Source organism: Micromonospora kangleipakensis, assembly GCF_004217615.1.
Lineage (GTDB): Bacteria > Actinomycetota > Actinomycetes > Mycobacteriales > Micromonosporaceae > Micromonospora > Micromonospora kangleipakensis.
This window is the reverse complement of sequence record NZ_SHLD01000001.1, coordinates 3,483,770-3,508,614: the sequence shown is the minus strand read 5'-3', so window position 1 is coordinate 3,508,614 and position 24,845 is coordinate 3,483,770. Positions and strand designations below refer to the sequence as shown.

Below are 24,845 nucleotides of genomic sequence, written 5' to 3'. Positions count from 1 at the left end.
GACACCGTCAACCAGGCCAAGGGCGACCAGGACCCCGCCACCTGGATGCCGCCCTACAGCTCCGCCCGCTGCCGCTACATCGACGAATGGGACCATCCAAAATCCGCCGGCGTCCACACCACAAGCGACGGCCCAGCCTCCGAGCAGGTGAAGCCACATGTCCCTGGCGGCTCGCGTTCGCGCCAGTCTCGGCCGCAGTCAAAACAGTCCCCGTACAAGGATGGTCTCCTTCGTGCCCGCCGCGACACCGGCCTCTGCCAGCACGGCCGCCCTGCCGTGTGCTGGGCGCGCCATGAGCCCGGCGACCAGGTGCTGGGGCAGCCGCTGTGCCTGGACTGCTACGACCACGACCACCAGGTCGTCTGGAACCTGTTCTCCGGCGAGCTGTGGCACCGCACCAAGCAAGCCGCGGAACGGTGGCTCGCCAAACTGGCCCGCCGCCGGGGAATCCCCCGCGTCGAAGTCGTCACCGCCCCCGGCAACACCCGCAAGGTCCCGCCCGTCCGGCTGTCCCACGGCAAAGCCGCAGAGTTCCAGGCACGCGGGGCAGTGCACTTCCACGCCCTGGTCCGCCTCGACGGCATCGACCCGACCGAACCCACCGCCGTCGTCCCCCCACCGCCCGGGTTCACCGTGACCGACCTGGAAGACGCCCTCCGCGCCGCCGTCGCCCAAGTCGCTTTCACCACCCCCGGCCACCCGGACCGGCCCGAGGGCTGGCCGATCGCGTGGGGCGAGCAGGTCGACATCCGCCCCATCTCGCTGACCGGACGCGGTGAGGTCACCGACAGCATGGTCGCCGGCTACCTTGCCAAGTACGCCACCAAGAGCACCGAGGTAACCGGGCACCGCTCCGTCAGGCTCGACGCCGACTCCATCGGCGACTACGCCGACCCCGACGGCGACCACGCCGCCCGCCTCATCGACGCCTGCTGGCGACTCGGTCGACCCACCACCACACCCCGGCCCCTACTCGACCGGCCAAGGGACCATCGACTCCGGCCCGGCTTCGTCGACCGCTGGGAATGCCCCGACTGCGGCACCCACACCCGCTACGCCACCTGCCCCGTCTGCGTCGCCCAACGTCAAGCCATCCTTGACGCCCAACCGACGAAACCGGCGACGGCCAACCCTTACGCCCGGCTACGCCGGTGGGCGCACATGCTCGGCTTCGGCGGCCACTTCCTCACCAAGGCCCGCCGCTACTCCGTGACCTTCCAACTCCTGCGCGACACCCGCGTGAGCTTTCGTCGCCACGAGGACCAGGACCAGGGCGCCGGCGAGCACATCAAGGCCGTCGACCACCTCGACGACACCACTCTCATCGTCGGCACCCTCACCTTCGCCGGCGTCGGCTGGCACACCACCGGAGACGCACTCCTCGCCAACACCGCCGCCGCCCTCGCCCGCACACGACACGCCGCCGGCCGCGAAGAACTCGCCCACGAACTCGGCACCACCCCCGCCGGCACCGTGCCGGCCGCCGCTTAGGTGGCACCAACGAGAGGAGAGTGATTTGACCGCATCCACCATCGACGCGACGTCCAAGGCGCTCTACCGCATCCCTGAGGCCATGCGGCTGCTCAGTCTGTCTCGGACCGTGATCTACGAACAGATCCGGGCCGGCCGGCTGCGCACCGTCCGACAGGGACGATCTCGGCTCGTCTCCGCCGCCGCGATCACCGCCTATGTCGACCTGCTCGAACAGGAAGCCCGGAAAGGAGGCATCCGATGAGCCAACGCCGCGCCCGAGGAGATGGCGGCCTGCACTGGGACGAAACCCGGCAACGCTGGATCGCCGGCGTCACCGTCGGCTACACCCCGGCCGGTAAGCGGATCATGCGCAGAGGTAGCGGCAAGACCAAGACCGAAGCCCGCGCGAAACTGCGGGAGAAGATCCGCGACTACGAAGACGGCCTTGCCCTGGTCCAGGATGGGCACACCGTGGCCGACGCTCTCAACGACTGGCTCGCCTACGGCCTGAGTCGCCAGTCCGAGAACACCAAGGCGAACTACACCACCCTCGTGCGGTCGCACATCATCGGCGACCTCGGTGCGAGGAAGCTGCGAGACCTCAGCGCCACCGACGTGGACCGCTGGCTCATGGGCAAAGCCCAACACCTGAGCACCCGCACCCTGCGACTCCTCCACTCCTTGCTCAACCGCACGGTCAATCGGGCCATGGCGCGGGACAAGGTCAAGCGCAACGTCGTGGCACTTTGCGCAGTGCCCTCCGGTCGTGGCGGCCGTCCGTCGAAGTCACTGACACTTGACCACGCCAAGTCGCTCCTGACCGCTGCCGAGAGCAGCTCGTTGCACGCCTACATCGTGCTCTCACTGCTGACCGGCGCTCGCACCGAGGAACTGCGCGCGCTCACCTGGGACCATGTCGACCTCAACGGCAAGCCGGACAACGATCCGCCGGTACCGCCGTCCATCCAGGTGTGGCGCTCGGTCCGCGCCGATGGTGACACCAAGACGAGGAAGTCCCGTCGCACCCTGGCTCTGCCAGCCCGGTGCGTTACCGCGCTCACAACCCACCACGAGCGCCAGGGCAAGCCCTCCGCTGACCGCCTCGTGTTCGCTTCCACCGCCGGCACTGCCCTCGATCGGCATAACGTGCTTCGGGCCTTCCGACCCGTCGTCGCCAGGGCGGGCCTTGACCCGTGCGACTGGACACCCCGCGACCTGCGACACAGCTTCGTGTCTCTGCTGTCCGACAGCGGCGTGAGCATCGAGCAAATCGCCGACCTCTGCGGTCACTCCGGCACCACGGTCACCGAGAGCGTCTACCGGCACCAACTCCGGCCCGTGCTCCTGGCCGGGGCCGTCGCCATGGACAAAATCTTCGACGATGAGGCGTAGACACTCAGTTAGACACTCAGACGCGAAAAGAGGGCATATCCATCGATCGGATATGCCCTCTGAGCTGCGTCGGGACGGCCGGATTCGAACCGACGACCCCTTGACCCCCAGAGATTGGCAGTGGAGTTCCGTTCGATGCGCAGCGCTGGTCGGTGGTCCCGTGCCGCTCCTAGCCGTGCCGCTCGGTGGGGTCGGTTGCTGTACTTCGCTGCTGTACCGCTACGCGTAGCCACGGCCCGATGTCGGCTCTCGCTGAGGACTTCAGTTGCCGGGCCGCCGACCTGCGGAGTGAAATGTCGCCGCACTCGTGTCACCGTAGATCGTCCCGCTGAACATTTCCGTGGGCACAAGTGCTGCCACGCCGATGACTCCAACGCCCGGGCAGGCGACGGCCGCCTACGCCCGCCCGGCCGACGCAGCCTCGCCGAGCAGGGCGGTGCGGGCCGGCTGGTGAAGTCGATGCCGGCGAGGGGCACCCCGTCACCTAGTCAACGGGCCCGCCGCGGCCGACGCGCCGACGATCGGAGTGCCGCGCCCGAGGCCTGGGACGAATCAGCGCCACGGTGCGCGCAACTCGCCTCGGGCCGTCGCGTAGGGGTCCCAGCCAGGAGGGCGCGGACCGCAACGACTGTCGCTGGTTTTGGTAAAGGCAACGGTCCCGGCAACCTAGCTGGTTGATCAGACGCCGCTTGGCTCGAGCGCCTTGAGCAGTGACTCTGCGCCTTCCTTGTCCAGCTTCGGGTAACTGAGCAGCAGCCCCTTGCCCTCGCCGCCGATCGACAGCGTCACCGACGTCATGACTGCACGCTTGACGTCCGCGACCGACAGGAGCGGCCGGGGGATGTTGCCGACGACCTTTGCGGTGGGGCGGCTGGTTAGCCAATGCGGCTCGAGCAGCAGCAGCCGCTGGTTGGTCAGCAGCACGTAGTGGGCCCTGTTGTAAATGCCGAGCGAGCCGACCCGGCCCACGCGGGCCCGACCGGTCGCGGCCGGCGTCTCACCCGGGTTGAGGAGTGGGGTTGCGGTCCTGATCAGGGCATCGTGCAGCTTCTGCCTCATGTGGTCTCCCCAGCGTGGCCCGATCCGTCATACGGCGTCGGCCAGTGGACATTCCCAACGGCAGGTTACGGGCAACGACGCCGGTGAGCCAGAGACCGTTTGGATGAGTGGGCCGCTGACCTGCGACGAGCCCGGCTGACGCGCCGTGGGACGCCGCACGGGTGTAGGAATTCCTTCACCTACGCGCGCTCGGGAGGCCTGTTGACCGGACCACGAACCGGGGATTTACGGCCTACTCCAATTCGGAGCTGTTCCGTTCGGGCCTAGGCGACCGGGCCCAGCTCGCCCCACCGAACACGCGGACGGCGGCGCGGGACCAGCCGCGCCGCCGTCGCTCGTCGCGAAGGTCAGGCATTCTTGGTCAGGCAGAGCAGGTAGTACCTGTCCCCACTGCGCTCGTTGCCCCAGAGTGAGGTCTCGGATCCTCTGGGCGCCCCCATCGCTTCCGTTAAGACAAGAGTTCGCGCGGCAGGGTCTGACGGCCGACCGGCGTGCTGTCGAGCCAACGGAACGCGCTTATTTAAGGGTCGCTGGTGCCTCGCGGCCGAGGCGGGCCCGGGCTCGGGCCACACGAATGGCGGCGGTCAAGGTCGCGATGTCGTAGGCGCCGTAGTGGCGGCGGCCGTTGATGAAGAACGTCGGGGTGCCGGACACTCCGCTGTTGTCGGCCGAGTCGATGTCGCTCTCGATGCGGCCGGCGTGGGCCTGGCTTGTCAGATCGTCGTGGAAGCGTTTCTGATCCAGACCGAGGTCGCCAGCGTATTTGATTAGATCAGTGATGTTCAGCCTGTCCTGGTGGTCGAGGAGCAGGTCGTGCATCTGCCAGAACTTGCCCTGAGCGGCCGCTGCTTCGGCGGCCTCGGCTGCTAGCCGGGCGTGCGGGTGCACGTCTGACAGAGGCAGGTGACGCCACACGAAACGCAGGTCGGCGTGGCCCAGCAACTGCCGGAGGACTGGCTCGGCCTTCCCGCAGTACGGGCACTCGAAATCGCCGTACTGCACCAGCGTTACCGACGCACCGGCTGGGCCGCGGACGTGGTCCTGCTTCTCGTCGACCGCTGGGATGAGGTCGATCAGCTCCGTCATGTCGCCGAAGAGCGCCCGGGTGCGCTTGTCCTTGGGCAACATGTTGGTGACGCGGAACGCGGTCCAGGTCAGCGCTGAGGATACGATCGCGGCGCTGAGCACCCCGACTTTGGCCTCGGCCAGTTGGTCGCCGGTGAAGGCCAGGCTGGCGATCAGCAGCGACACCGTGAAGCTGACACCGGCGATCGTGCCGCTGCCGAGCACGCCCGCCCAGCCCACGGCCGGACGGATGCGGCCGTGTGAGATCCAGGTGAGCCCGGCCGAGGTGCCGATCACGGCGAGCGGCTTGCCGACGACATACCCGAGCAGCACGCCCCAGGTGACAGGCGACGCGAACGCCTGGGCCAGGAACGGACCGTCGATGCTGATGCCAGCGTTGGCCAGGCCGAACAGCGGCACGATGACGTAGCTGGACCAAGGGTGGTAGATGCGCTGGAGGCGGTCGTTGGGCGATAGCGTATTCGCGAGGCCGATCGAAGCCGTACGCGCGAGCTTGGGCGTCGGCTGCTCACGGAACGACCGGAACAGCCCGCTGACCTGCTCGAGCTCAGCTCGGCCGGGAGAGTAGGCGAACGCGGTCAACCCGATGGCCAGTCCGGCCACCACCGGGTCGACTCCGCTGACCAGCAGCGCGCCCCACATCACGATGGCGACCGGCACGTACGCCAAGCCACGTCGGACGCCGGCTGCGCGGATGGCCAGCATGACCGCGAACGCCGCTACGGCCACCACGATGGGCATCATCTTGATGTCGTCGCTGTAGACCAGGGCGATGACGATGAGTGCGATCAAGTCGTCGACCACGAACACGGTGAGCAGGAAGATCCGGACCCGGTCGGGCACGCCCCGGCCGAGCAGTGCCAGCAGGCCCAACGCGAGGGCGGTGTCGGTCGACATAGCCACGCCCCAGCCATGCGCGCCCGGCCCGCCGTGGTTGATCACCAGGAAGATCAGCACCGGGATCAGCATGCCGATCACGCCGGCCACGCTGGGCAGCACGAAACGTCGCCGGTCGCGTAGGTCGCCGAGGTCGAACTCGCGCCGCGCCTCAAGGCCGACGACCAGGAAGAACAGCGTCATCAAGCCGCTGTTGATCCAGGTGTGCAGGTCGCGGGAGAGCTCGAGGTGCCCGAGGCGCAGGGACAGTTGGGTGCGCCAGACGGCTTCGTAGGAGCCGAGGTCGATGTTGGCCCAGAGCAGTGCGGCGACGATGGCGGCCACGAGCACGCCGGCGCTGCCGGACTCAGTTCGCAGAAAGGCTCGCACAGGTGCCGCTAGATTCCGCTTCCAGGTCGTTCGGCCGCTCATCTTGGTTTCGGTCACACGTCACCTTCCGACGCGCTGGCCGGGCCAGCATGGATAGCTAGATCACGTGCCGCAATGCGGGCACGCGACCCCTCGGCTCAGTACTGATCGCGCTGCCCCAGCTGTGGCCGGCTGCGGAGAGAGCGACGAGGCCCGCCGATGCCCTGCAGGATGCGGGCGACTATCAGTGGGCTCATGGTCGGGACGCCCGCGCACATGATCGACGCGATGGTGAACCCGGCGATACCCACGAGGAAGATTCGCCCGCGGCCGTAGCGGTCGCTGAGCGCGCCGGCCAGCAGGATCAGCGCGGCCAGGCCGCGACCTGGATCAGCTCGCTGTCGTAGCTCAGCGCGTCAACGTCGAGCTCGCCATGTCCATCGCCTTCCTCGACGAGGCACTGCAACGCTCGCTCGAACCCGGCGCACCGTCCACCCGCGGCCCGGCCGATCACACTGCGAGCCATGCGCGACGCCGGCCTCACCCCCACCGTGTTCGTCGCGCCGATCCCGCCCGAACTGACAGACAGCACCGAGCAGATCGACGAGTTGATCGGCACCCTGGCCGACGCAGGGGCAGGCAACATTCTCCCGACACCGCTGTACCTGATGCGCAGCGTCAAAGACCTGTTCTTCGCTTGGCTGCGCCGCCAGCATCCCGAACTGCTCTCCACGTACGCCGAATTCTACGCGCACGGCTCGCGCACGCCCCGTCATTACCGTGACCTCGTCTGGGCACTGGTGGACCAGGCATTGCAGCGCCACGGGCTGCCGATCCCCGACGACACGACCTCCGACAACTTCGCCCTGCTCGGCAGACGCTTCAGCGTCATCGAGCCGACCGCACCGACTCTGTTCTGAGCTGCCGGCACGAGTCACCGGCCGTCCGCCAGGACTAGGACCTGCGCCGCAGGCAAGGTGCCGCATCGCGTTCAAGCTGTCGCGGCCGGCGGAAACACTGTCGCCGCCTGGGGCGGAACGACAACCGGTTGCTGCTCGGCCGTGATCGCCGAGCCGCGAGCGGCCTGATTTCAGCGCGGCCCGACGAACTCGGTTCTCACGCTCCATGCGAACTGGATCAGCAGGGTCACCGGGGACTTCTCGGCAATGTCATGCATCACCTTCAAGTCGTCGGGGTCAGGTTCTTCGCTCAGCGTGATCGTGCGCTGCAGGTAACGCTCTGCGCCTTCCTGCTCGGGTTCGTGGTAGTCGATCTCGACGGTGATGTCACCGGCGGTGTCGTACTTATAGTCGACGTACTGCCGCAGCGTCTGAGCAGTGCACGACGCGAGCGCCATCAACAGGTACTCCGTCGGCGTCGGGCCTTCGCCGAGTGCGCCGTTGTGCGGTTCATCGGCGACGAACGTGAAGCCGCGGGTGGTCATGTCCGTGCGCCGGCGCTCACTGGCCGGAAGGACAGCTCGGGCGGATGCGACGACACGATCCTGATCGGTTTCCATCAGCCGCGCCTTCCTGTAGATCCTGGTAGTGACGGTCCAGATACTCGGATCCAGCAGTAGCCGAGCCGCAGTCTGAGCGGGGGCTGTGGCCGGGCGAATCACCCCATGACCGAGTACCTCCGCAGGCTAGCCTTCGCGGACTGAATGGTCCAGTTGATCGCTCGTCGCCAGAACCGCTCGACCCCTCGCGAACCATCACCTCGGGGTGGCGTGCGCTGCACTAAAAGGCGGTTATGGCCAAGGTGCCCCCACCTGAACTCGCTCAACGCCAAACCAGGAATTGGACTCATCAGTCCGTTAGCGCTAGGCTTTGCCGTCGTTCACGCATCAGGGCGGCGATCGTCGTCGCCTCCCGCGACTCGGGCGGACCCAAATCCGGACAACATGGGAGGAACGACTCGATGGCAGCTTTCTCACCGCGGTGAAGACGACCGGCACCTACTGTCGGCCATCGTGTCGCGCCAAGACCCCTCGCACGGAAAACGTCGACTTTCGCCCGCCAGCGGCCAGCGCCCAGCTCGCTGGATTCCGAGCCTGGAAGCGTTGCTCCCCCCGACGCAGCGCCCCTGGCCCGGCCGGCGCCTGGCCAGTCGACGCGTGGGGTCGAGAGGCTGGCTTCGCCGCCGGTATAGAGGTCGGCGATGGTGTGCCGCAGCTGGGCCAGGGATACGACCAACGAGTGGCCTCGAACAAAGTGCACCGGCGTCGACGCCGCGTCACAGATCTTTCCGGTCAGCTGGGTAAGACACCGACCTCTGGCGTCACTAAATGGTGAAGTGAAGTGCCGTGTCGGCGAACGACTGATACAGAGAGGCGTCCAAATGAAAGCGATTGTTGTGACCGACGAGGCCGCAGGAACGGCCGGGATGATGCTGGCGGAGCGACCGGAGCCGGAGGCGACGGCAAACGACGTCCTCGTTGAGGTACATGCGTCGGGATTCACCCCGGGCGAGCTGACGTGGCCCGGGACCTGGACCGATCGACTCGGGCGGGACCGCACGCCGTCGATCCCCGGCCATGAGGTGGCTGGCGTCGTCAGCGCGCTCGGCTATGGCTCGAGGGGTCTGTCGGTCGGACAGCGGGTGTTCGGCCTCGCGGACTGGAGTCGCGACGGCACCCTGGCCGAGTACGTGGCCATCGAGGCGCGCAACCTTGCGCCGCTGCCGGGCGATGTCGATTTCACGGTAGGGGCGAGCCTGCCGATCTCGGGCCTGACCGCGTGGCAGGGACTGTTCGTGCACGGCCGTTTCCAGGCGGGGCAGAGCGTCCTCGTACATGGTGCGGCCGGTGGAGTCGGCTCGATGGTGACCCAGCTCGCCAAAGAGGCCGGCGCCTACGTCATCGGCACCGGACGTGCCGCCGACCGCCAGACCGCGCTCGACTTCGGCGCGCAGGAGTTCGTCGACCTCGGCAACGACGCCCTGGAAGACGTGGCCGGCGTCGATCTGGTTTTCGACGTGATCGGTGGCGACATCCAGAAGCGTTCTGCGGGTCTGGTCCGAGCCGGAGGAATGCTGGTGACCATTGCCGGCCCGCCCGAAGCACAGCCGGCGGACGGCCTGACGGTTGATTTCGTTGTCGAGGCCGATCGCGCGCAACTGGGTGAGGTCGTCCAGCGGATCAGGGATGGTCGGCTGCGGACGAACATCGGCAACGTCGCGACCCTCGACGACGCCGTCGCCGCCTTCAACCCGACGGAGCGGATCAAGGGAAAGACGATCATCCGCGTTCGCTCGTAAGGACTCGGCACACCCAAGCACGAGAACGACCCCTGCAGGAGCGAGAAGTACGTCGATGGCTGGGCGTTCACCTCCCGTCGACGACATGCGGCTGGGCGAGTACGACTACCGCCACGACCGGGAGTGATCTGATGACCATCAACGAAGGCGCACCCCCATGACCGACGCAACCGAGCCGACTCGCTACGCCTTCGAGTACCCCGACGAGGCCGGATACCCCGACGAGAAAGACACGCTCGGCCAGGATCAGGCCGTCCTCATCGACGAGGTAATCGACGATCCCCACGCCCCCGCGTTCGACTTCCAAGTCGTCAACGACGAGAAACTCGGTATCTACGACGCGCTTGTCGGGGACCGAGAGGTGGCCGGGCTGACCTACAACGTCGCCGGAGACGACCGACTCGTGCTGCTGGCCACCTCGGTGTTCCCCGAGTTCCGCAAACAGGGCATCGCCACCGAGCTGATCCGACGCGTCCTGGACGACGTGCGCGTGCAAGGCAAGACGGTCACAGTCATGTGCCCGATCGTGCGCACCTTCATCGATCACAATCCCGAGTACGCCGACCTCATCGACCCCGAGCACCCGGGAGCAACCCAGGGTCGCACCCATTTGCCCTAATCTCATCGACAAGGTCCATCCCGGCGTCGGCGCCTACCCCCAGCACAAACCCGCGGAAGGCGACCACGACGAGGAGCTCACCGCGTTCGAGAACGACGAGACGTAGCTGTCCGGCGTTCAAACGTCGTTCAGGTGGTCCAGCGGGTCCGGGATGGGCGACTGCGGGCGAACATCGGCAACGTCGCGACCCTCGACGGCGTCGTTGCCGCCTTCAACCCGACCGGGCCGGTCAAGGGCAAGACCATCATCAGCGGTCGTATAAGGACGCGGCCCAGCAGAGACCCCCGTTACGTCGTAAGCGGGTAGGCGAGGACTGATACAGAGAGGTATTCAGATGAAAGCGATCGTGGTGACGGACCAAGCCGCGGGAACGGCTGGGATGACGCTGGCGGAGCGGCCAGACCCCGACGCAGCGAGGCTCGCGAGCCTGGAGGGCGCGAACTACGGCGATGTCGTCGTTAAAGTTTATGCGTCGGGATTCACCGGGAACGAACTGGAGTGGCCATCGACCTGGGTCGATCGCCGCGGCTTCGACCGCACGCCGTCGATCCCCGGACACGAGGTAGCCGGTGTGGTCACCGCCCTCAGCTATGGCACAACCGGCCTGTCGGTGGGACAGCGGGTGTTCGGCATCACGGACTGGACACGCGACGGCACCCTCGCAGAGTACACAGTCGTCGAGGCACGCAACCTCGCACCGCTGCCGGGCGACGTCGACTTCACGGTGGGCGCTGGCGTCGCGATGGCGGGCCTGACCGCGTGGCAGGGGCTGTTCGATCACGGCCACCTCCTGGAGGGGCAGAGCGTCCTGGTGCACGGCGCGGCCGGCGCAGTCGGTTCGATGGCGACCCAGCTCGCCCGTGAGGCCGGCGCCTACGTCATCGGCACCGGACGTGCCAGCGGCCGGCAGACCGCAGTCGACTTCGGCGCGCACGAGTTCGTGGACCTCGACAACGATCCCCTGGAAGATGTCGGCGGAGTCGATTTGGTCTTCGATGTCATCGGCGGTGACATCCAGAAGCGGTCCGCGGGTCTGGTTCGAGCCGGAGGAACGCTGGTGACCGTCACCGGGCCGCCGGAGGCGCGGCCCGCTGACGGCCTGGCGATCGACTTCGTTGTCGTGTCCGACCGCGCCCAGCTGGGTGAGATCGTCCGGCGGGTCCGGGACGGACGCGTGCGGACGAACATCGGCACCGTCGCGGCCCTCGACGACGCCGTCGCCGCCCTCAACCCAAGCGAGCGGACCAAGGGGAAGACGGTCATCCGCGTTCGTCCATAGGGACTCGGAGGCAGCAACCGGGCCCTCGTGGATCAGCTTCAGCTACGTGGTCAGGGTCGGACGACTCGTAGGGACACCTCAGCGGACTGGTCAAGTGTCTGCGCACCCACCCGAAGCCTCCAGAAACTCCAGGGCCGGTTCAGACAAAGAAGAGGTACGTATCGATGCAAAACTGGCGCCAGTGATTAACCAGGCTCGCCGGGGCAGAACCCTCCGGCTGGCATTCTTATCTGGGGTGGTCTCCCTGGTGGCCTCGTTTGCCGCGTCGGCCGCGCCGATCCCCCTGTTCAACATCTACCGGGGTGAGGACGGGTTCACCAACGCCGGCATCTCGATGGCCGTCGTCACCTACTCCGTCGGCACTATCGCCGCACTGTTGGTGCTGGGGCGACTGTCCAATCATCTGGGCCGACGGCTCACCGCGATCGCCAGCCTCGGCCTGCTTCTGCTGGGCTGTCTGCTGCTGCTGAACGTGCACGACATCGGCGCCCTGCTGGCCGGTCGGCTACTGATGGGCGTCGGTACCGGGTTGGCCAGCAGCAGCCTCACCTCCTACATTGTCGACGCCGCACCCACCAGGCCGGAGTGGTTGGCCACCGTCGCCTCCAGCCAGGGACCCATGCTCGGCCTCACCCTCGGCGCCATCGCCTCCGGCGCCCTAGTCCAGTTCGGCCCCTGGCCACGCGACCTCATCTACCTGGTTTGCGCCGGTCTCCTCGTACTATCTGCCGCACTCATTGTCATCAGCCCGGAAACCGCAAAGCCGACGCCGGGCGCTTGGCGGTCACTGCTACCGCGGGTCCGCGTACCGGCCCGGATCAGGCATCTGCTCCCTGTCGCGGCAGCGGTGTTCCTGGCCACCTGGGCGACCGGGGCTTTCTACCAGGCCTTCGTGCCCACGCTGGTCGAAGATCGGCTCCACACTCACAGCCCGCTCATCCTCGGACTGGTGTTCGCCGCCTACATGGCCCCCAGCGTTCTCGGCGCTCCCCTCGGCGGTCGGTTCACATCCGCGGCGGCCCAACGCATCGGTATGCTCATCTTCCTGGCTGGATGGATCGGCATCATCGCAGCGATCGTCATCGGCACACTGGCGTTGTTCATCGCCGCAACCATCGTCGCCGGCGCCGGTCAAGGAATCGCCATCAGCGCCGCCACCCGCGGCCTGCTGCACGACAGCACCCTGGCCGACCGGGCACCGATCTTCAGCGTGATCTACGTCCTCTGCTACAGCAGCGCCGCCTTCCCCAGCCTCATCTCCGGGGAACTTTCGAACACCTTCTCGTTACCGCAGATCGTCCTCGGATACGGCGGACTTGCCCTCGTCGCCACCCTGTTCACTGTCCTCGCTGCACGCAACCCGTACATCGACACGACCAGGAACAGCCAGCATGGTGAATTAATCAAGGTGATCGATAGGAATACCTGATGAGCAGTCAGATTCCATACTTGGACTTCAAGGCCCAAAATCTGGGTCTTCTGATCGCGCGGCGTAACTACACGTTGGAAGGGTGAGCCGATGAGCAGTGAAGGACAGCCACTGGTAGCCGAGGAGCTGATCGACAGCCTCGATCATGGCCGCTTCGAGCTCTACCGCGACAGCGAGCTGGTCGGCTGGCTCTACTACACCCGCCTGAAGCCCAACCGGTACGCCCTCCGGCACACTGAGGTCGAGTCGAGTCATCAACACCAGGGCGTGGCGGGCGCGATGGTGCGGCGAGTACTCGACGAGATCCGGGCCCGCGAGGGCACGATCACCGCAATCTGCCCCTTTGTGGTCGACTACCTCTCGCGAACGACCGCCTATGTCGATCTGATCGACGCCCGCCACCCCGGCTACCCCGATCGTGCTGCTGCCGAGTCGGCGCTGGCGACGGCCGGTGGCTGAGAATGCAAACCGAGGTCAAAGGATCATGGGCGGCGGCGCGTCCGTGTGGTCGTCGTCCGGCCTTGCGGATCCGGTCAAGCCAGGTCAACGCAGGCCACTCCCCGCCATCCCGGGGCAACGTGCAGGTCGCTAAGGGACGGCTCGCCGCGACCAGCCTGATCACGATGAAAAGGGCTCAATTAACGGGTCGGCTCGCCGGACGGCTCCGAGAGGAACGATTTGATGTGTTCCAGCGCCATGTCCAGCGCAACTTCCATGGGTGCGACGTTGTGCGCGGCGTTCGCCAGCAAGTAGCCGCCTTGCAAAGCTGCCATCAACCCCGTGGCCAACTTCTCCGGGTCGGCGTCCTGGCGCAGGGCACCGCTGTCCCGCATCCGGTGCAGACCATCACTGATCAGCTTTTCCCATGCCGCGAACGTCTCCAACAGCATCGACCGAGCCTGCTCATCTTGATCGGACAGCTCGACCGCCATTGACCCGAGGCCGCACCCGTATTTGCCGTTGTTCAGCGAGTTGGCCTGGACCAGCGCGTTACGCCACCGGACCAGCCCTGAGAACGATCTCAGTCGTTCGAGCCCTCCGCGCTCGCGCTGAAGCACAAGCGCGCCTCGATATTTGACCAACGCCCGCACGAGCTCCTGCTTGTCGGCGAAGTGGTGGTAGAGCTGAGACTTGCTGGTCTGGCTTGCCTCGCGGACGTCGTCAAGGGTCGTCGCGTTCACTCCGCGCACGAACATCAGCCGGTTCGCCGCCTCGAGGATCCGCTCTCGCGTCGCGATGCCCCGTTGACTGATCCTCCGCCGATTCGTCGGCGCAGCCACCTGCTCGTCGCCCATCGGTCAAGTGTATCGGCGCGCCAGATAATCTCTGGAGACTAGTCACTGCCGTCGGTGCCGCTGTGGGCATCTGCGGCCCGCTGTTCGGTGACGGGATCCGGTCGGCCCGCAGGCCCGGACTACTCGCTTACAAGAGGAAGATGCCCCTGGCGGGGCGCCCGCGGGTTTGTGAACTCGATGCGTCGCCCGCTGACGTCGACAGAGCTTGGCATCTGCGAGCCCGTTTACAAGAGTGACGCTCCGTTCTTCCTCGGCACGGTCGCCGGCGGAATCGCCTCCGGGCGGGTGCCCGCCGACGGACACGGCAATCCCGTGACCAGTTGGGTCAACCCGACGTCGCTGCTCGGCGGGGTGCTCGCGGTCGGGGTGTGCGCGTTCGTCGCCGCGGTGTTCCTCACCGCCGAGGCCCGTACCTACGCCGACGCCGGCCTGGAGCGCTGGTTCCGCGGTCGGGCCCAGGCCAGCGCCGTGGCGACCGGCGCGGTGGCGCTGGCGGGCATCGCCATCCTGCACGCTGACGCCGGGCGCCTGTTCTCCGGGACGGCAAGTACCCGCCGCTGGCCGACGCGATACTCGCGGACACCGGCATCGAGGTCATCCTCAGCGGTGTCCGGATGCCCCGAATGAACGCGATCATGGAGCGGTGGATACAGACCTGCCGCCGCGAACTGCTCGACCGCACCTTGATCTGGAACCAGGCGCACCTGCTGCACGCGCTCCACGAATACGAGCGGCACTACAACGGGCACCGGCCCCATCGGGGGATATCGAACGCGAGGCCCATGCACCCGCTGCCCACCCCGATCGCCAATCCCAGCACGATCACGAACCTCAACATCCGCCGACGTGACCGTCTCGCCGGACTCCTCCACGAGTACGAGCACGCCGCTTGACCTGCGCGGATGGGATTTTCAGCACCCGCAAGGTGGGGTTCGATCGGGCGGTCGTCGAGGACGCGTGCCTCGATGAGGACGCCGACGGTGAGGTCCTCGTCGTTGCGGCCCGGCCACGCAAGGGCGCCATGCGCCGGTGCGGGCGCTGCTCGGATGAGGGGCAACAGCGCTCTGGGCGCGGTCGGCGTCAGCGTGATCAGTCGGCGGAGGGCGGGACGCGGAACGAAGCGGGATCGACGGGACGGCTCTGCTTCGGCAGGCCGGCGACGACGAGGAGGTACGACTCGGTCACGAGATTGTCGACAAGCGCGGGCTCGACGTCCGCACCCGCCCGCACCGTGATCCAGTGCTTCTTGTTCATGTGGTAGCCGGGCGAGATGCTCGCGTGAGCTGTGCGGAGCGCCTCCGCGTCGGATGGATCCGCTTTCAGGATCACGACGGGCTCGCCGGGCATGGACGTCTGCAGCATGAACACCTTGCCGCCGACTTTCCATACCTCCCAGTCGCCGGTGAACTGGTGTGTGTGCTCGGAGCCGGGAAGCTCGGCGGCGCGGGCCGCGGCTCGATCCTGCACTGCCTTATCCATCTGCATCTTGACCTCCTCGAAGTCCTTAGGGGGTCGATTGCCCTGCGTCCGTCGAGGAGGTGCGGACGCCGGGCAACCGAGTCGAAGTGAACGGGGCCGGCACCGCGGTCCGATGTCCGCCCCGTCCGTCACATGTGCGTGAAGATCTTCTCCGCGTCGAACCGCGAGACCGGCTGGCGGGAGACCCGAGCCTCGTCGGGGTAGCCGAGCACCAGAAGCAGCGTGGTCGTGTAGTCGGTGTCGGTCAGGTCGAAGGCCGCGTCCACGGTCGTGCGGTCGAAGCCCTCCATCGGCGTCGCGTCCACCCCGAGGGATGCGGCGGCCATCATCGTGGCGCCGACGACGAGGTAGGTGTTCTTCTCAAGCCAGTGGAGCACGTCCCCGCCATAGTTCTCCGTCTGGATCTCCACGAAGTTGGAGGCGCCCGCCTCCCATCCCTTCTGGATCTCCGGGTCGGCGAAGCGCCCGTCGGCGCGCTCCTTCTCGAAGATCTCCTGCAGGTGCGTGTCGGGGATGTCCTTGCGCGTCGTGAAGATGATGGCGTGCGACGCGTTGCGCACCTTCTCCGCGTTGTCCGCGAAGCGGCCGACCAGTGCGTCCGCGAGCTTGTCCTTGCCATCCTGCGTCTCCAGCACGTGGAAACGGTTCGGCTGGATGTTGATCGTCGTCGGCGAGGTGCGCAGGTAACGCAGCAGCTGCTGGAACGTCTCCTCCGGAATCCTCTTGCTCGGGTCGAAGTAGCGGGTGAGGTGCTTCGTGATCAGCTTGTCGAGATTCAACATCGTGCTTTCTGTCGTTTGAACGGCGGGTGGAGAGGAAAGTCAGGCCGACTGGTGGTCGGCGCCGGGGACGTCGACGACGGTGTCGCTGACGTTGTTGAGGTAGTTCGTGAGCAGGGTGACGACCACGATCGTGACGATCGCCTGGATCTCCGGGTCGATATACCCGACCTCGCGGATCGCTGCGAGGTCCTCGTCGCTGACCTGGCCACGCGTCTCGATCACGTGCTGCGCGAACTTCGCGACGGCGGCGCGCTTCGGGTCGCTGGACGTGCCCGTGCGGGCGAGCTCAATCTCCTCCGCCGACATACCGCCGAGGTTCGACGAGATGAAACCGTGGAGTGCCTGGCAGTAGTGGCAGCCGTTCGACTGAGAGACCGCGAGGGCGATCGTGTGGCGCGTCTTCGCGTCCAGGAGCTTCGCGATGCTGCCCTGCAGGCCCATCACGATCTCGAGCACGGTCGGGTTCGCGGCGAGCGTGGTGAACATGCTGGGCGCGAAGCCGAACTGCTTCGCGATGGCGTCGAGGGCGCCCTGCGTCTTCGCGTCGATGTCGGCGGGCGTGGGAGCGGTCAGGCGAGACATGGTGATGAACCTCCGCGTGACGTTACTGGACGATTTCGCCCACTCGCTTGAGTGAACACCATCGAAAATGGGCTGTCAAGCCCAGTTTGTGTTACGTTGATGACATGCAGTTGGACAGCGGGGATGTCGGCGGGCGCGGGAGCGGTCAGGCGAGACATGGTGATGAACCTGCGCGTGACGTTACTGGACGATTTCGTCCACTCGCTTGAGTGAACACCATCGAAAATGGGTTTCCAAGCCCAGTTTGTGTTATGTTGATTACATGCAGGTGAACAACGGGGCGGATGCAGCCCAGAAGCTCACTCCCAAGGGCCAGGCCACGCGCGAGCGAATACTGGAGCACGCGGCCGCGTTGATCTACGGCAAAGGGGTCCACGCAACCAACAACGAGCTCGTCCGCCGCGCTGCAGGCGTGAGTGGATCGCAGCTGAGTCACTACTTCCCCACCAAGGAGAGCCTCGTCCTGGCGGTCATCGACTGGCATGCCGACAGCGTCCTCGGCTTCCATCGCAGCGAACGGTTTGCCAGCTTCGACACCGTCGAGGCGTTCCAGGACTGGACGGACTTCTACGTCCTCTCGGGGCGTCCGTTCGAGGACGGCTGCAGCCTCGGCTCGCTCGCGAGCGAGATCGTCAAGACCGATCTCGACGTGCACGACCGGCTCGCGGAGGTGTTCGCGCAGTGGCGCGAGATCTTCCGCGTCGGGCTCGATCGCATGCGGCAACTCGGCCGCATCGACGCGTCCGCCGACCCCGCGCGGCTCGCCGACATGTTCCTCGCGGCGTATCAAGGCGGCATGCTCCTCGCTCAGGTCGCCCGGGACATCGGCCCCCTGCAGGACGCGCTCTCTGCGGCGGTTGACCATCTGCGGACGTTCGTGACGTCTGACGACCAGCACATGGGCTGACGCGGCGCATCCGAGCCTCGGGTGTCGGAGCGCGGAAGAAGGTCTGGCGAGCTGGTAAGACGACCACGTCGGGCGACGCGAAAGGGCGTCCGCTCTGTTAGCAGAACCGGACGGCTCGCCGACATCCAGCCTCACGAATTCATGGGCTCGATGGCGTGATGGCTGATTGCCGGCCCTGACGTGAAGGAGGTGCCGTCCTACCTGGAATGATCTGGGTTGCCTAGATCGAGAATCTTCCAGAAGGGCGGCACCTTGCAGGTGCCGAAAATCTCGTCCGCCCTGGTAGAGGCGGGTTTGAGCAACACTGCGGGATCTTGTTCCTGTCGACGTGTTTGGGGCTGGTCAAATCGTTGAAGGTGACTGGGTGACGATGGCTCGTCGTGCTGCTACGACTCGCATACCTGGGTGTGACAAACGCGCTCGCGATGCTGCGGCTGCTACCGATGAGCGACCAAGCCAAGGACGCGGAGATCCTCGCCCTACGCCACCAGATCACGGTACTGCAGCGCCAACTGCATGGGGAGAAGGTGCGCTTCGACCCCAGCGACCGGGCCTTCCTCGCGGCCCTGCTGCACCGTCTCCCCCGCGACGTGCTGCGTCGGGTACGGCTGCTGGTCCGTCCCGACACCGTGCTGCGTTGGCACCGCGGCCTGGTGGCTCATCGGCACGCGGTCGCTTCCCGTCCCAAGCGGGCCGGGCGGCCACCCACGGTCCGGTCCGTCCGAGCGTTGGTGCTACGCCTGGCACGAGAGAACAGCTCCTGGGGGTACCGGCGCATCCACGGCGAACTGCTCGTGGTGGGGGTGAAGGTCGCCGCGTCCACGGTCTGGGAGATCCTCCGCGAGGCGGGGATCAACCCGGCCCCGCAGCGGACGTCGGAAAACTGGGCTACGTTCCTGCGCTCCCAGGCCGAGGCCATTCTGGCGGCTGACTTCTTCGAGGTGGTCACGCTCACCGGCGCCCGCATGTATGCCCTCGCGGTGATCGAGCACGCCAGCCGTCGCGTCCGCATCCTGGGCGTCACCGCCCATCCAACCGCCGCCTGGGTCACTCAGGCCGTGCGGAATCTCGCCATGGACCTGCAGGACGCCGGCTGCACGGCGCATTACGTCATCCGTGATCGGGACGGCAAGTTCCCCGCGCTGTTCGACGCGATCCTCGCCGACGCCGGTATCAAGGTCGTGCTCAGCGGCGTCCAGATGCCCCGCATGAACTCAATCATGGAACGGTGGATCCAAAGCTGCCGCCACGAGCTGCTGGACCGAACTCTGATCTGGAACCAGCGCCATCTGCTGCACGCCCTGCACGAGTACGAGCGGCATCACAACGCCCATCGACCCCACCGGGGGATTTCGAATGCTCGGCCGCTACATCCGCTGCCGGAGCCGATCACCGTCCCAGACACGATCACACGCCTCGACATCCGTCGGCGTGATCGTCTGGGTGGCGTCCTCCACGAGTACGAACATGCCGCCTGACCTGCGCGGACGAGGTTTTCGGCACCCGCACCGGCGCACCTGCGGTTCCCTGCTGGTCGACCTGGACGTGCATCCCCGGGTCGCCATGGCGATCCTGAGACACGCCGACTTCTCGATCACAATGGAGATCTACAGCCAGGTCTCGTCTAAGGCGACCCGGGAGGCCCTGCGGAAGCTCGGTCAGAGCCTCGATCAATGAGCCGTTGCTGTACTTCGCTGCTGTGCAAGATCAGAAAAGGCCATCCGGAGAATCCCGAATGGCCTTTGACCTGCGTCGGGACGGCCGGATTCGAACCGACGACCCCTTGACCCCCAGTCAAGTGCGCTACCAAGCTGCGCCACGTCCCGATGCCCCGCGCGGTTTCCCCCGCGACAGCCGGTACAGCTTAGCGCAGGATCTTCCCGGCCCGCGCACGCCCCCTCCCGCGTCGCCGGCCCCACCCGTCACACCCTCTGGAGCGTCCTAGGAGGGTGGGGTCGGGTAAGGAAACGCCGGGCGGCGCGGTGCCGCCCGGCGTTCGGACGTACAGGTCAGCCGTGGGCCTTGCCGCGGCCGCCGGGGCCGAGCTTCTTGCGCGGGCGTACGGAGATCTCCACCGGACTGCCCTCGAAGCCGAACTCCTCGCGGAGCTTGCGCTCGACGAAGCGCTGGTAGCCGGCGTCCAGCGGCGCGGTGGTGAAGAGCACGAACCGCGGCGGCGCGACCCCCGCCTGGGTGGCGAAGAGAATCTTCGGCGCCCGACCACCGCGCACCGGGTGCGGGGTGGCCTGGACCAGCGCGGTCAGCCACTGGTTGAGCTGCGCGGTCGGCACCCGGGTCTCCCAGCTGGCCAGGGCCATGCGCAGCGCCGGGGCGAGCTTGTCCACGGCCCGGCCGGTCATGGCGGAGAGGTTCAGCCGGATCGCCCAGGGGATCCGGCGCAGCTCCCGCTCGATCTCCTTGTCCAGGTAGTACCGGCGGTCGGCGTCGACCAGGTCCCACTTGTTGAAGGCGATGACCAGGGCCCGGCCGGCCTCGGTGACCATGGAGAGGATCCGCTGGTCCTGCTCGCTGATCGGCTCGCTGGCGTCGAGCAGCACCACCGCGACCTCGGCCGCCTCGATCGCCCCGGCGGTCCGCAGGCTGGCGTAGTACTCGGTGCCGCTGGCCTTGCCGACCCGCTTGCGCAGCCCGGCGGTGTCCACCAGCTGCCAGGTCTCGCCGCCGATCTCCGCCAGGCTGTCGACCGGGTCGACGGTGGTGCCGGCGACCGAGTCGACGACCGCGCGCAGCTCGCCGGAGAAGCGGTTGAGCAGGCTGGACTTGCCGACGTTGGGCCGGCCCACCAGGGCCACCCGGCGGGGACCGCGCGGCCGGTTCTCGACGATCTTCGGCGCCTCGGGCAGCGCCTCCAGGATGGCGTCGAGCAGGTCGCCCGAACCCCGGCCGTGCAGCGCGGAGACCGGGAACGGCTCACCGAGGCCGAGCGACCAGAGCGAGGTCGCCTCCATCTCGATGGCGGTGTTGTCGGTCTTGTTCGCCACCAGGATGACCGGCTTGGCGCTGCGCCGCAGCATCTTCACCGCGGCCTCGTCCACATCGGTCGAACCGACCATCGCGTCGACCACGAAGAGCACCACGTCGGCGGTGGCGACGGCCGTCTCGGCCTGCGCGGCGATCGCGGCGGCCCGGTCCTTGGCGTCGGGCTCCCAACCACCGGTGTCCACCACCGTGAAGGCCCGGCCGTTCCACTGCGCGTCGTACGGCACCCGGTCCCGGGTCACCCCGGGAACGTCCTCGACGACCGCCTGGCGGCGGCCGATGAGGCGGTTGACCAGCGTCGACTTACCCACGTTGGGGCGGCCGACCACGGCCACCACGGGCTGCGGGCCCGACGGCTCCTCGGTGTCGAGGTCCGGCTCGCGCAGCTCCACCCATCCCGTCTGGTCGCTCATGCCACACCCCGCTCGGTGAGCAGCTCGAGCAGCCGGGCGACGACCTCGTCGATGCCCAGCTCGGTGGTGTCCAGCTCGACCGCGTCCGGGGCCTGCTGCAACGGGTTGACCTTGCGGGTCGAGTCGAGCCGGTCACGGCGGGCCAGGTCGGCCGCGGTGGCCGTCACGTCGGCGGCGTCCTCGGCGCTGCGCCGCTGGGCGCGGGCCGCCTCGGAGGCGGTCAGGTAGACCTTCAGGTCGGCGTCGGGCGCCACCACCGAGCCGATGTCGCGGCCCTCGACCACGATCCGGCCGGCGTTGGCGATGATCTGCCGCTGCCGGGCGACGAGCATCTCCCGGACCGCCGGCACCGCGGCGACCGCGGAGACCGCCGCGGTCACCTCCGGGCCACGGATCTCCTTGTCGACGTTCACGCCGTCGGCGGTCACGCCGTACCCCTGCGGGTCGGTGCCGATGCGCAGGTCCACCTCGCCGGCGACCTTGACCACCGACTCGGCGTCGGTCAGGTCGACCCCGGAGCGCAGCACCGCCCAGGTCAGCGCCCGGTACATCGCGCCGGTGTCGAGGTAGCGGGCCTCCAGGCTGACGGCGAGCCGCCGTGAGACGGTGGACTTACCCGAACCGGATGGCCCGTCCACTGCGACCACGCACCGCCCGGCCCGTTCGTTTTCCCCCACCGTGTTCCTCCTCAGCCCGTACCTCGCGGGTCGCCGGTTTCTCCGGCGCCGTTGAGCGGTTGTCCATCGTCAATGATGCCCGCGTTCCCGTCCGGGCACGCGTGCGACGTCGCCGGGCGCGACCCGCGACACGCGCGTCCACCTCGGCCGCGAGGAAGCCTACCCGCAGCGGTACCCGGAACGACTGCGGTCAGTCGCCGACGGCCTTGAACAGGGCGGCGACCTCGGCGTTGGTCAACCGCCGGAGCCGCCCGGTGCGCAGGTCACCCAGCCGGATCGGCCCGATCGAGGTACGCACCAGCCGAGCCACCGGGTGCCCGACCTCGGCCATCAGGCGCCGGACGATGTGCTTGCGTCCCTCGTGCAGGCTCAGCTCCACCTGGGCGGTCTTGCCCAGGGTGTCCACCACCTTGAACGAGTCGACCTTGACCGGCCCGTCCTCCAGGTCCACGCCGGCCATCAGCCGCCTGCCCAAGTTGCGCGGGATCGGCCCGGCCACCTCGGCGAGGTAGGTCTTCAGCACCTCGTACGACGGGTGCATGAGCCGGTGGGCGAGAGTGCCGTCGTTGGTGAGCAGCAGCAGGCCTTCGCTGTCCGCGTCGAGCCGCCCGACGTGGTAGACCCGCTGCTCCACCCGGATGCCGATGAAGTCGGCGAGCTCGGTGCGTCCCTTCTCGTCCGCCATGGTGGTAACCACCCCGCGCGGCTTGTTCATCGCCAGGTAGACCAGGCGGTTGTCAGCCTGAAGCCGCTCGCCGTCGACGTGGATCACGGCGGTGGCGGGGTCGACCTTGTCGCCGAGCTTGGCAACCCGGCCGTTGACGGTCACCCGCCGCCGGAAGATCAGGTCCTCGCAGGCGCGTCGGGAGCCCACGCCGGCGGCGGCGAGCACCTTCTGCAGGCGCTCGGTCCCCTCGTATATGGGGGCGTCGGGTTTCGGGGCACGGTCATCGCGTCGCATCGGCAAGCTCTTCTACGTCGTCGGGAAGGAACGGGGCAAGCGGAGGCAGGTCGGCCACCGAGTTCAGCCCCAGCTTCTCCAGGAACATCGTGGTCGTCCGGTAGAGGAACGCCCCGCTGTCCGGTTCGGTGCCGCACTCCTCGACCAGGCCGCGGGAGACCAGCGTACGGATCACCCCGTCGCAGTTCACACCGCGGATGGCGGAGATCCGCGAGCGGGTGACCGGCTGCTTGTAGGCAATCACGGCCAGTGTCTCCAGCGCGGCCTGGGTCAGTCGTGCCGACTGCCCGTCCAGCACAAACCGTTCGACGTAGGTCGCGTATTCCGGGCGGGTGTAGAGACGCCAGCCACCCGCCGCCCGGCGCAGCTCGAAACCGTGCCCGGCCGCCGTGTAGCCGGCGGCGATCTCGTCCAGCATCGGGCCGACCCGCTCGGCCGGCTGTTCCAACACCTCGGCGAGGGCCAGCTCGCTGACCGGCTCGTCCACCACCAGCAGGATCGCCTCCAGCGCGCCGCGCAGTTCGGCGTCGCCCAGCTCGGGCGCCGGCTCCGGCGCGGCCGTCACCCGCCGCCGCCCCGCCGCCTGCTTCCTCGGTACGGCGGCAGCCGCGCCCTCCCCCGCCGGCTCGCCCTGCCCCGCAGGCTCCCCCGCCGGTTCGGTGGGGACAGCAGCCGGCTCGTCCGCCGGTGCGGGCGGAGGGGCGTCGACCGCCGACGGGACCTGGTCAGGGCTCTCCGCCGGCGCGGTGGCGGCCGGCTGTGCCGGGATCATGGCGGACTTGGGCCCCTGGAGGGGCAGTTCGTCGCCCAGGTCTTCCGCCGGGGAGTCCGGTGCGGGGGTGGGACGGCGCTCCCACGGCGGGACCCACGCGGCGGCCTGGTCGGCCAGCGAGTCCCGGCGCTCCTCGTCGCTCATCGCGGTCCCTCCTCCGTCGGTTCGGTGTCGTCACCCCGGCCCACCGGCGGAGGCGGCGCCTCCGCCGGCTCCGGGGACCCCGCGTACTCGTCGATGTGCAGCTCGGTGTCGCCCTCGGTGGGGCCGGTCCAGCGGACGGTCAGCTCCTCCAGCGCCTGCTCCTGGACGAAGGCGACCAGGCCCTCCCGGTACAGCTCCAGCAGGGCGAGGAAGCGGGCCACCACCTCCAGGGTGATCTCGCAGTCGGCGCAGAGCAGCGAGAAGGTGGCCGTACCGGCGCGGCGCAGCCGCTCGGTGAGGACGGCGGCGTGCTCCCGGACGCTGACCCGGACCATGTGCACGTGGGCGATGGAGACCTCGGGCACCGGCTTCGGGGTCATCGCCCTGATGGCGAGCTTCAGCAGCCGCTCCGGGCCGATGCCGAGCACCAGGTCGGGCAGCGCCTCGGCGTACCGGGGCTCCAGGGTGACCGCCCGCGGGTAGCGGCGGCCGCCGACCGCCTCCAGCTCGGCGATGTGCGCCGCGGCCTCCTTGTACGCCTTGTACTGCAGCAGCCGGGCGAAGAGCAGGTCCCGCGCCTCCAGCAGGGCGAGGTCCTCCTCGTCCTCCACCTCGGCGGCGGGCAGCAGCCGGGCGGCCTTGAGGTCGAGCAGGGTGGCCGCGATGAGCAGGAACTCGCTGGCCTCGTCCAGGTCCCACTTGTCGCCCATGGCCCGGATGTAGGCGATGAACTCGTCGGTGACCTTGTGCAGGGCCACCTCGGTGACGTCGAGCTTGTGCTTGCCGATGAGCTGGAGCAGCAGGTCGAACGGGCCGGTGAAGTTGTCCAGCCGGACGGTGAAGCCGCCGGACGCCTCGGCGGTGCCGGCGGGCACGACGCCGTCGACCTCCGCGGCCAGCTCGGCGGCGACCGCCGGGTCGGCGGCGCCGGGCGGCGCGGCGGGTGGGTCGAGGGGCGGAGCGGTCACCCGACGACCGTAGTGGACGGGCCGG

27 protein-coding genes, 1 tRNA gene and 2 pseudogenes are annotated in these 24,845 nt (G+C 67.9%); 15 read left to right on the top strand and 15 right to left on the bottom strand.

Annotated elements, in window-relative coordinates; genetic code table 11:
• Positions 1-147: 147 nt before the first annotated feature.
• From EV384_RS16825 to EV384_RS16815, 3 genes and pseudogenes are all read left to right on the top strand, one after another.
• Positions 148-1,491 (top strand): annotated as a pseudogene (locus EV384_RS16825) (replication initiator); the annotation flags it as partial.
• Between the two features lie 25 nt (positions 1,492-1,516).
• Complete coding sequence (locus EV384_RS16820) at positions 1,517-1,735, top strand: helix-turn-helix domain-containing protein (RefSeq protein WP_130334517.1); 219 nt, start codon at positions 1,517-1,519, stop codon at positions 1,733-1,735.
• The gene (locus tag EV384_RS16815) at positions 1,732-2,865 is read left to right on the top strand and encodes a site-specific integrase (protein ID WP_130334515.1); all 1,134 of its coding nucleotides are present in this window, start codon (positions 1,732-1,734) and stop codon (positions 2,863-2,865) included. Before EV384_RS16820 ends, EV384_RS16815 begins: the two co-directional genes overlap by 4 nt.
• A 678-nt stretch (positions 2,866-3,543) precedes the next feature.
• Here the strand turns inward: EV384_RS16815 and EV384_RS16810 are convergent.
• From EV384_RS16810 to EV384_RS34835, 4 genes are all read right to left on the bottom strand, one after another.
• A complete protein-coding gene (locus EV384_RS16810) occupies positions 3,544-3,924 on the bottom strand; it encodes a hypothetical protein (protein WP_130334513.1) in 381 nt (126 codons plus the stop codon).
• A 516-nt stretch (positions 3,925-4,440) separates the two neighbouring features.
• Positions 4,441-6,333, bottom strand: coding sequence for a Na+/H+ antiporter NhaA (nhaA, locus tag EV384_RS16805; RefSeq protein WP_242624095.1), 1,893 nt, complete (start codon positions 6,331-6,333; stop codon positions 4,441-4,443).
• 80 nt (positions 6,334-6,413) lie between these two features.
• Entirely contained in the window at positions 6,414-6,614 is a 201-nt protein-coding gene (locus EV384_RS36735; RefSeq protein ID WP_341273656.1) for an MFS transporter, read from the bottom strand.
• Positions 6,615-6,619: 5 nt separating this feature from the next.
• Positions 6,620-6,781, bottom strand: coding sequence for a hypothetical protein (locus EV384_RS34835; protein WP_165439951.1), 162 nt, complete (start codon positions 6,779-6,781; stop codon positions 6,620-6,622).
• On the opposite strand from EV384_RS34835, the gene EV384_RS16795 reads away from it, so the two are divergent.
• Positions 6,780-7,175 (top strand): radical SAM family protein, encoded by a 396-nt coding sequence (locus EV384_RS16795; protein ID WP_130334511.1) that lies wholly within the window; start codon positions 6,780-6,782, stop codon positions 7,173-7,175. The genes EV384_RS34835 and EV384_RS16795 overlap by 2 nt on opposite strands.
• A gap of 170 nt (positions 7,176-7,345) precedes the next feature.
• Here EV384_RS16795 and EV384_RS16790 read toward each other — a convergent pair whose 3' ends face one another.
• A complete protein-coding gene (locus EV384_RS16790) occupies positions 7,346-7,774 on the bottom strand; it encodes an OsmC family protein (RefSeq protein WP_130334509.1) in 429 nt (142 codons plus the stop codon).
• A gap of 310 nt (positions 7,775-8,084) precedes the next feature.
• Between EV384_RS16790 and EV384_RS16785 the strand changes: the two genes are divergently transcribed.
• From EV384_RS16785 to EV384_RS16755, 6 genes are all read left to right on the top strand, one after another.
• Positions 8,085-8,549, top strand: a complete 465-nt coding sequence (locus EV384_RS16785; protein ID WP_130334507.1) for an Ada metal-binding domain-containing protein — start codon at positions 8,085-8,087, stop codon at positions 8,547-8,549.
• Between the two features lie 46 nt (positions 8,550-8,595).
• The gene (locus EV384_RS16780) at positions 8,596-9,513 is read left to right on the top strand and encodes an NADP-dependent oxidoreductase (RefSeq protein ID WP_130334505.1); all 918 of its coding nucleotides are present in this window, start codon (positions 8,596-8,598) and stop codon (positions 9,511-9,513) included.
• Positions 9,514-9,670: 157 nt separating this feature from the next.
• Positions 9,671-10,132 (top strand): GNAT family N-acetyltransferase, encoded by a 462-nt coding sequence (locus EV384_RS16775; RefSeq protein ID WP_130334503.1) that lies wholly within the window; start codon positions 9,671-9,673, stop codon positions 10,130-10,132.
• 334 nt (positions 10,133-10,466) lie between these two features.
• Positions 10,467-11,411 (top strand): NADP-dependent oxidoreductase, encoded by a 945-nt coding sequence (locus tag EV384_RS16765; RefSeq protein WP_130334501.1) that lies wholly within the window; start codon positions 10,467-10,469, stop codon positions 11,409-11,411.
• Positions 11,412-11,646: 235 nt separating this feature from the next.
• Positions 11,647-12,840 carry an MFS transporter gene (locus EV384_RS16760; RefSeq protein WP_242624093.1) on the top strand — a complete coding sequence of 398 codons (1,194 nt, stop codon included), beginning with the start codon at positions 11,647-11,649 and terminating at the stop codon, positions 12,838-12,840.
• Between the two features lie 90 nt (positions 12,841-12,930).
• Positions 12,931-13,299 (top strand): GNAT family N-acetyltransferase, encoded by a 369-nt coding sequence (locus EV384_RS16755; RefSeq protein WP_130334499.1) that lies wholly within the window; start codon positions 12,931-12,933, stop codon positions 13,297-13,299.
• Positions 13,300-13,478: 179 nt separating this feature from the next.
• Here EV384_RS16755 and EV384_RS16750 read toward each other — a convergent pair whose 3' ends face one another.
• Positions 13,479-14,135: a TetR/AcrR family transcriptional regulator gene (locus tag EV384_RS16750; protein WP_130334498.1), complete on the bottom strand. Its 657-nt coding sequence runs from the start codon at positions 14,133-14,135 to the stop codon at positions 13,479-13,481.
• A gap of 177 nt (positions 14,136-14,312) precedes the next feature.
• Here EV384_RS16750 and EV384_RS16745 point away from each other — a divergent pair, with 177 nt between their 5' ends.
• The gene (locus EV384_RS16745) at positions 14,313-14,762 is read left to right on the top strand and encodes a cytochrome d ubiquinol oxidase subunit II (RefSeq protein WP_130334496.1); all 450 of its coding nucleotides are present in this window, start codon (positions 14,313-14,315) and stop codon (positions 14,760-14,762) included.
• A complete protein-coding gene (locus EV384_RS16740; protein WP_242624092.1) occupies positions 14,750-15,028 on the top strand; it encodes an integrase core domain-containing protein in 279 nt (92 codons plus the stop codon). The genes EV384_RS16745 and EV384_RS16740 overlap by 13 nt, the downstream gene beginning before the upstream one ends.
• Positions 15,029-15,224: 196 nt before the next feature.
• Here EV384_RS16740 and EV384_RS16735 read toward each other — a convergent pair whose 3' ends face one another.
• From EV384_RS16735 to EV384_RS16725, 3 genes are all read right to left on the bottom strand, one after another.
• Positions 15,225-15,620 (bottom strand): MmcQ/YjbR family DNA-binding protein, encoded by a 396-nt coding sequence (locus EV384_RS16735; protein WP_207232343.1) that lies wholly within the window; start codon positions 15,618-15,620, stop codon positions 15,225-15,227.
• Positions 15,621-15,742: 122 nt separating this feature from the next.
• The gene (locus EV384_RS16730; protein ID WP_242624091.1) at positions 15,743-16,396 is read right to left on the bottom strand and encodes a nitroreductase family protein; all 654 of its coding nucleotides are present in this window, start codon (positions 16,394-16,396) and stop codon (positions 15,743-15,745) included.
• A gap of 39 nt (positions 16,397-16,435) precedes the next feature.
• Positions 16,436-16,978, bottom strand: a complete 543-nt coding sequence (locus EV384_RS16725) for a carboxymuconolactone decarboxylase family protein (RefSeq protein ID WP_130334494.1) — start codon at positions 16,976-16,978, stop codon at positions 16,436-16,438.
• A 262-nt stretch (positions 16,979-17,240) separates the two neighbouring features.
• Between EV384_RS16725 and EV384_RS16720 the strand changes: the two genes are divergently transcribed.
• The 3 genes and pseudogenes from EV384_RS16720 to EV384_RS16710 form a co-directional block, all read left to right on the top strand.
• On the top strand, positions 17,241-17,885 hold the full coding sequence (locus tag EV384_RS16720; RefSeq protein ID WP_089015460.1) for a TetR/AcrR family transcriptional regulator: 645 nt from the start codon (positions 17,241-17,243) through the stop codon (positions 17,883-17,885).
• A gap of 380 nt (positions 17,886-18,265) precedes the next feature.
• Complete coding sequence (locus EV384_RS16715; RefSeq protein ID WP_130334492.1) at positions 18,266-19,363, top strand: integrase core domain-containing protein; 1,098 nt, start codon at positions 18,266-18,268, stop codon at positions 19,361-19,363.
• Positions 19,364-19,385: 22 nt separating this feature from the next.
• Positions 19,386-19,562 (top strand): annotated as a pseudogene (locus EV384_RS16710) (site-specific integrase); the annotation flags it as partial.
• Between the two features lie 75 nt (positions 19,563-19,637).
• Here EV384_RS16710 and EV384_RS16705 read toward each other — a convergent pair.
• The 6 genes from EV384_RS16705 to EV384_RS16680 form a co-directional block, all read right to left on the bottom strand.
• Positions 19,638-19,711 (bottom strand) — tRNA-Pro (locus EV384_RS16705).
• A 183-nt stretch (positions 19,712-19,894) separates the two neighbouring features.
• Positions 19,895-21,298, bottom strand: coding sequence for a ribosome biogenesis GTPase Der (gene der, locus EV384_RS16700; protein ID WP_130334490.1), 1,404 nt, complete (start codon positions 21,296-21,298; stop codon positions 19,895-19,897).
• Positions 21,295-21,975, bottom strand: coding sequence for a (d)CMP kinase (gene cmk / locus EV384_RS16695; protein WP_130334488.1), 681 nt, complete (start codon positions 21,973-21,975; stop codon positions 21,295-21,297). The genes der and cmk overlap by 4 nt, the downstream gene beginning before the upstream one ends.
• Before the next feature lie 190 nt (positions 21,976-22,165).
• Positions 22,166-22,936: a pseudouridine synthase gene (locus EV384_RS16690; RefSeq protein ID WP_130334486.1), complete on the bottom strand. Its 771-nt coding sequence runs from the start codon at positions 22,934-22,936 to the stop codon at positions 22,166-22,168.
• The gene (scpB, locus tag EV384_RS16685) at positions 22,923-23,852 is read right to left on the bottom strand and encodes an SMC-Scp complex subunit ScpB (RefSeq protein WP_130334485.1); all 930 of its coding nucleotides are present in this window, start codon (positions 23,850-23,852) and stop codon (positions 22,923-22,925) included. The genes EV384_RS16690 and scpB overlap by 14 nt, the downstream gene beginning before the upstream one ends.
• A complete protein-coding gene (locus EV384_RS16680; protein WP_130334483.1) occupies positions 23,849-24,820 on the bottom strand; it encodes a segregation and condensation protein A in 972 nt (323 codons plus the stop codon). Before EV384_RS16680 ends, scpB begins: the two co-directional genes overlap by 4 nt.
• Between the last annotated feature and the right edge of the window lie 25 nt (positions 24,821-24,845).

Bases quoted from the DNA above. Each gene is read 5' to 3' on its own strand.
- EV384_RS16815 (WP_130334515.1), top strand. From the start codon at position 1,732: ATGAGCCAACGCCGCGCCCGAGGAGATGGCGGCCTGCACTGGGACGAA.
- EV384_RS16810 (WP_130334513.1), bottom strand. From the start codon at position 3,924: ATGAGGCAGAAGCTGCACGATGCCCTGATCAGGACCGCAACCCCACTC.
- EV384_RS16795 (WP_130334511.1), top strand. From the start codon at position 6,780: ATGCGCGACGCCGGCCTCACCCCCACCGTGTTCGTCGCGCCGATCCCG.
- EV384_RS34835 (WP_165439951.1), bottom strand. From the start codon at position 6,781: ATGGCTCGCAGTGTGATCGGCCGGGCCGCGGGTGGACGGTGCGCCGGG.
- EV384_RS16790 (WP_130334509.1), bottom strand. From the start codon at position 7,774: ATGGAAACCGATCAGGATCGTGTCGTCGCATCCGCCCGAGCTGTCCTT.
- EV384_RS16780 (WP_130334505.1), top strand. From the start codon at position 8,596: ATGAAAGCGATTGTTGTGACCGACGAGGCCGCAGGAACGGCCGGGATG.
- EV384_RS16775 (WP_130334503.1), top strand. From the start codon at position 9,671: ATGACCGACGCAACCGAGCCGACTCGCTACGCCTTCGAGTACCCCGAC.
- EV384_RS16765 (WP_130334501.1), top strand. From the start codon at position 10,467: ATGAAAGCGATCGTGGTGACGGACCAAGCCGCGGGAACGGCTGGGATG.
- EV384_RS16755 (WP_130334499.1), top strand. From the start codon at position 12,931: ATGAGCAGTGAAGGACAGCCACTGGTAGCCGAGGAGCTGATCGACAGC.
- EV384_RS16750 (WP_130334498.1), bottom strand. From the start codon at position 14,135: ATGGGCGACGAGCAGGTGGCTGCGCCGACGAATCGGCGGAGGATCAGT.
- EV384_RS16745 (WP_130334496.1), top strand. From the start codon at position 14,313: ATGCGTCGCCCGCTGACGTCGACAGAGCTTGGCATCTGCGAGCCCGTT.
- EV384_RS16740 (WP_242624092.1), top strand. From the start codon at position 14,750: ATGCCCCGAATGAACGCGATCATGGAGCGGTGGATACAGACCTGCCGC.
- EV384_RS16735 (WP_207232343.1), bottom strand. From the start codon at position 15,620: ATGCAGATGGATAAGGCAGTGCAGGATCGAGCCGCGGCCCGCGCCGCC.
- EV384_RS16730 (WP_242624091.1), bottom strand. From the start codon at position 16,396: ATGTTGAATCTCGACAAGCTGATCACGAAGCACCTCACCCGCTACTTC.
- EV384_RS16725 (WP_130334494.1), bottom strand. From the start codon at position 16,978: ATGTCTCGCCTGACCGCTCCCACGCCCGCCGACATCGACGCGAAGACG.
- EV384_RS16720 (WP_089015460.1), top strand. From the start codon at position 17,241: ATGCAGGTGAACAACGGGGCGGATGCAGCCCAGAAGCTCACTCCCAAG.
- der (WP_130334490.1), bottom strand. From the start codon at position 21,298: ATGAGCGACCAGACGGGATGGGTGGAGCTGCGCGAGCCGGACCTCGAC.
- EV384_RS16690 (WP_130334486.1), bottom strand. From the start codon at position 22,936: ATGCGACGCGATGACCGTGCCCCGAAACCCGACGCCCCCATATACGAG.
- scpB (WP_130334485.1), bottom strand. From the start codon at position 23,852: ATGAGCGACGAGGAGCGCCGGGACTCGCTGGCCGACCAGGCCGCCGCG.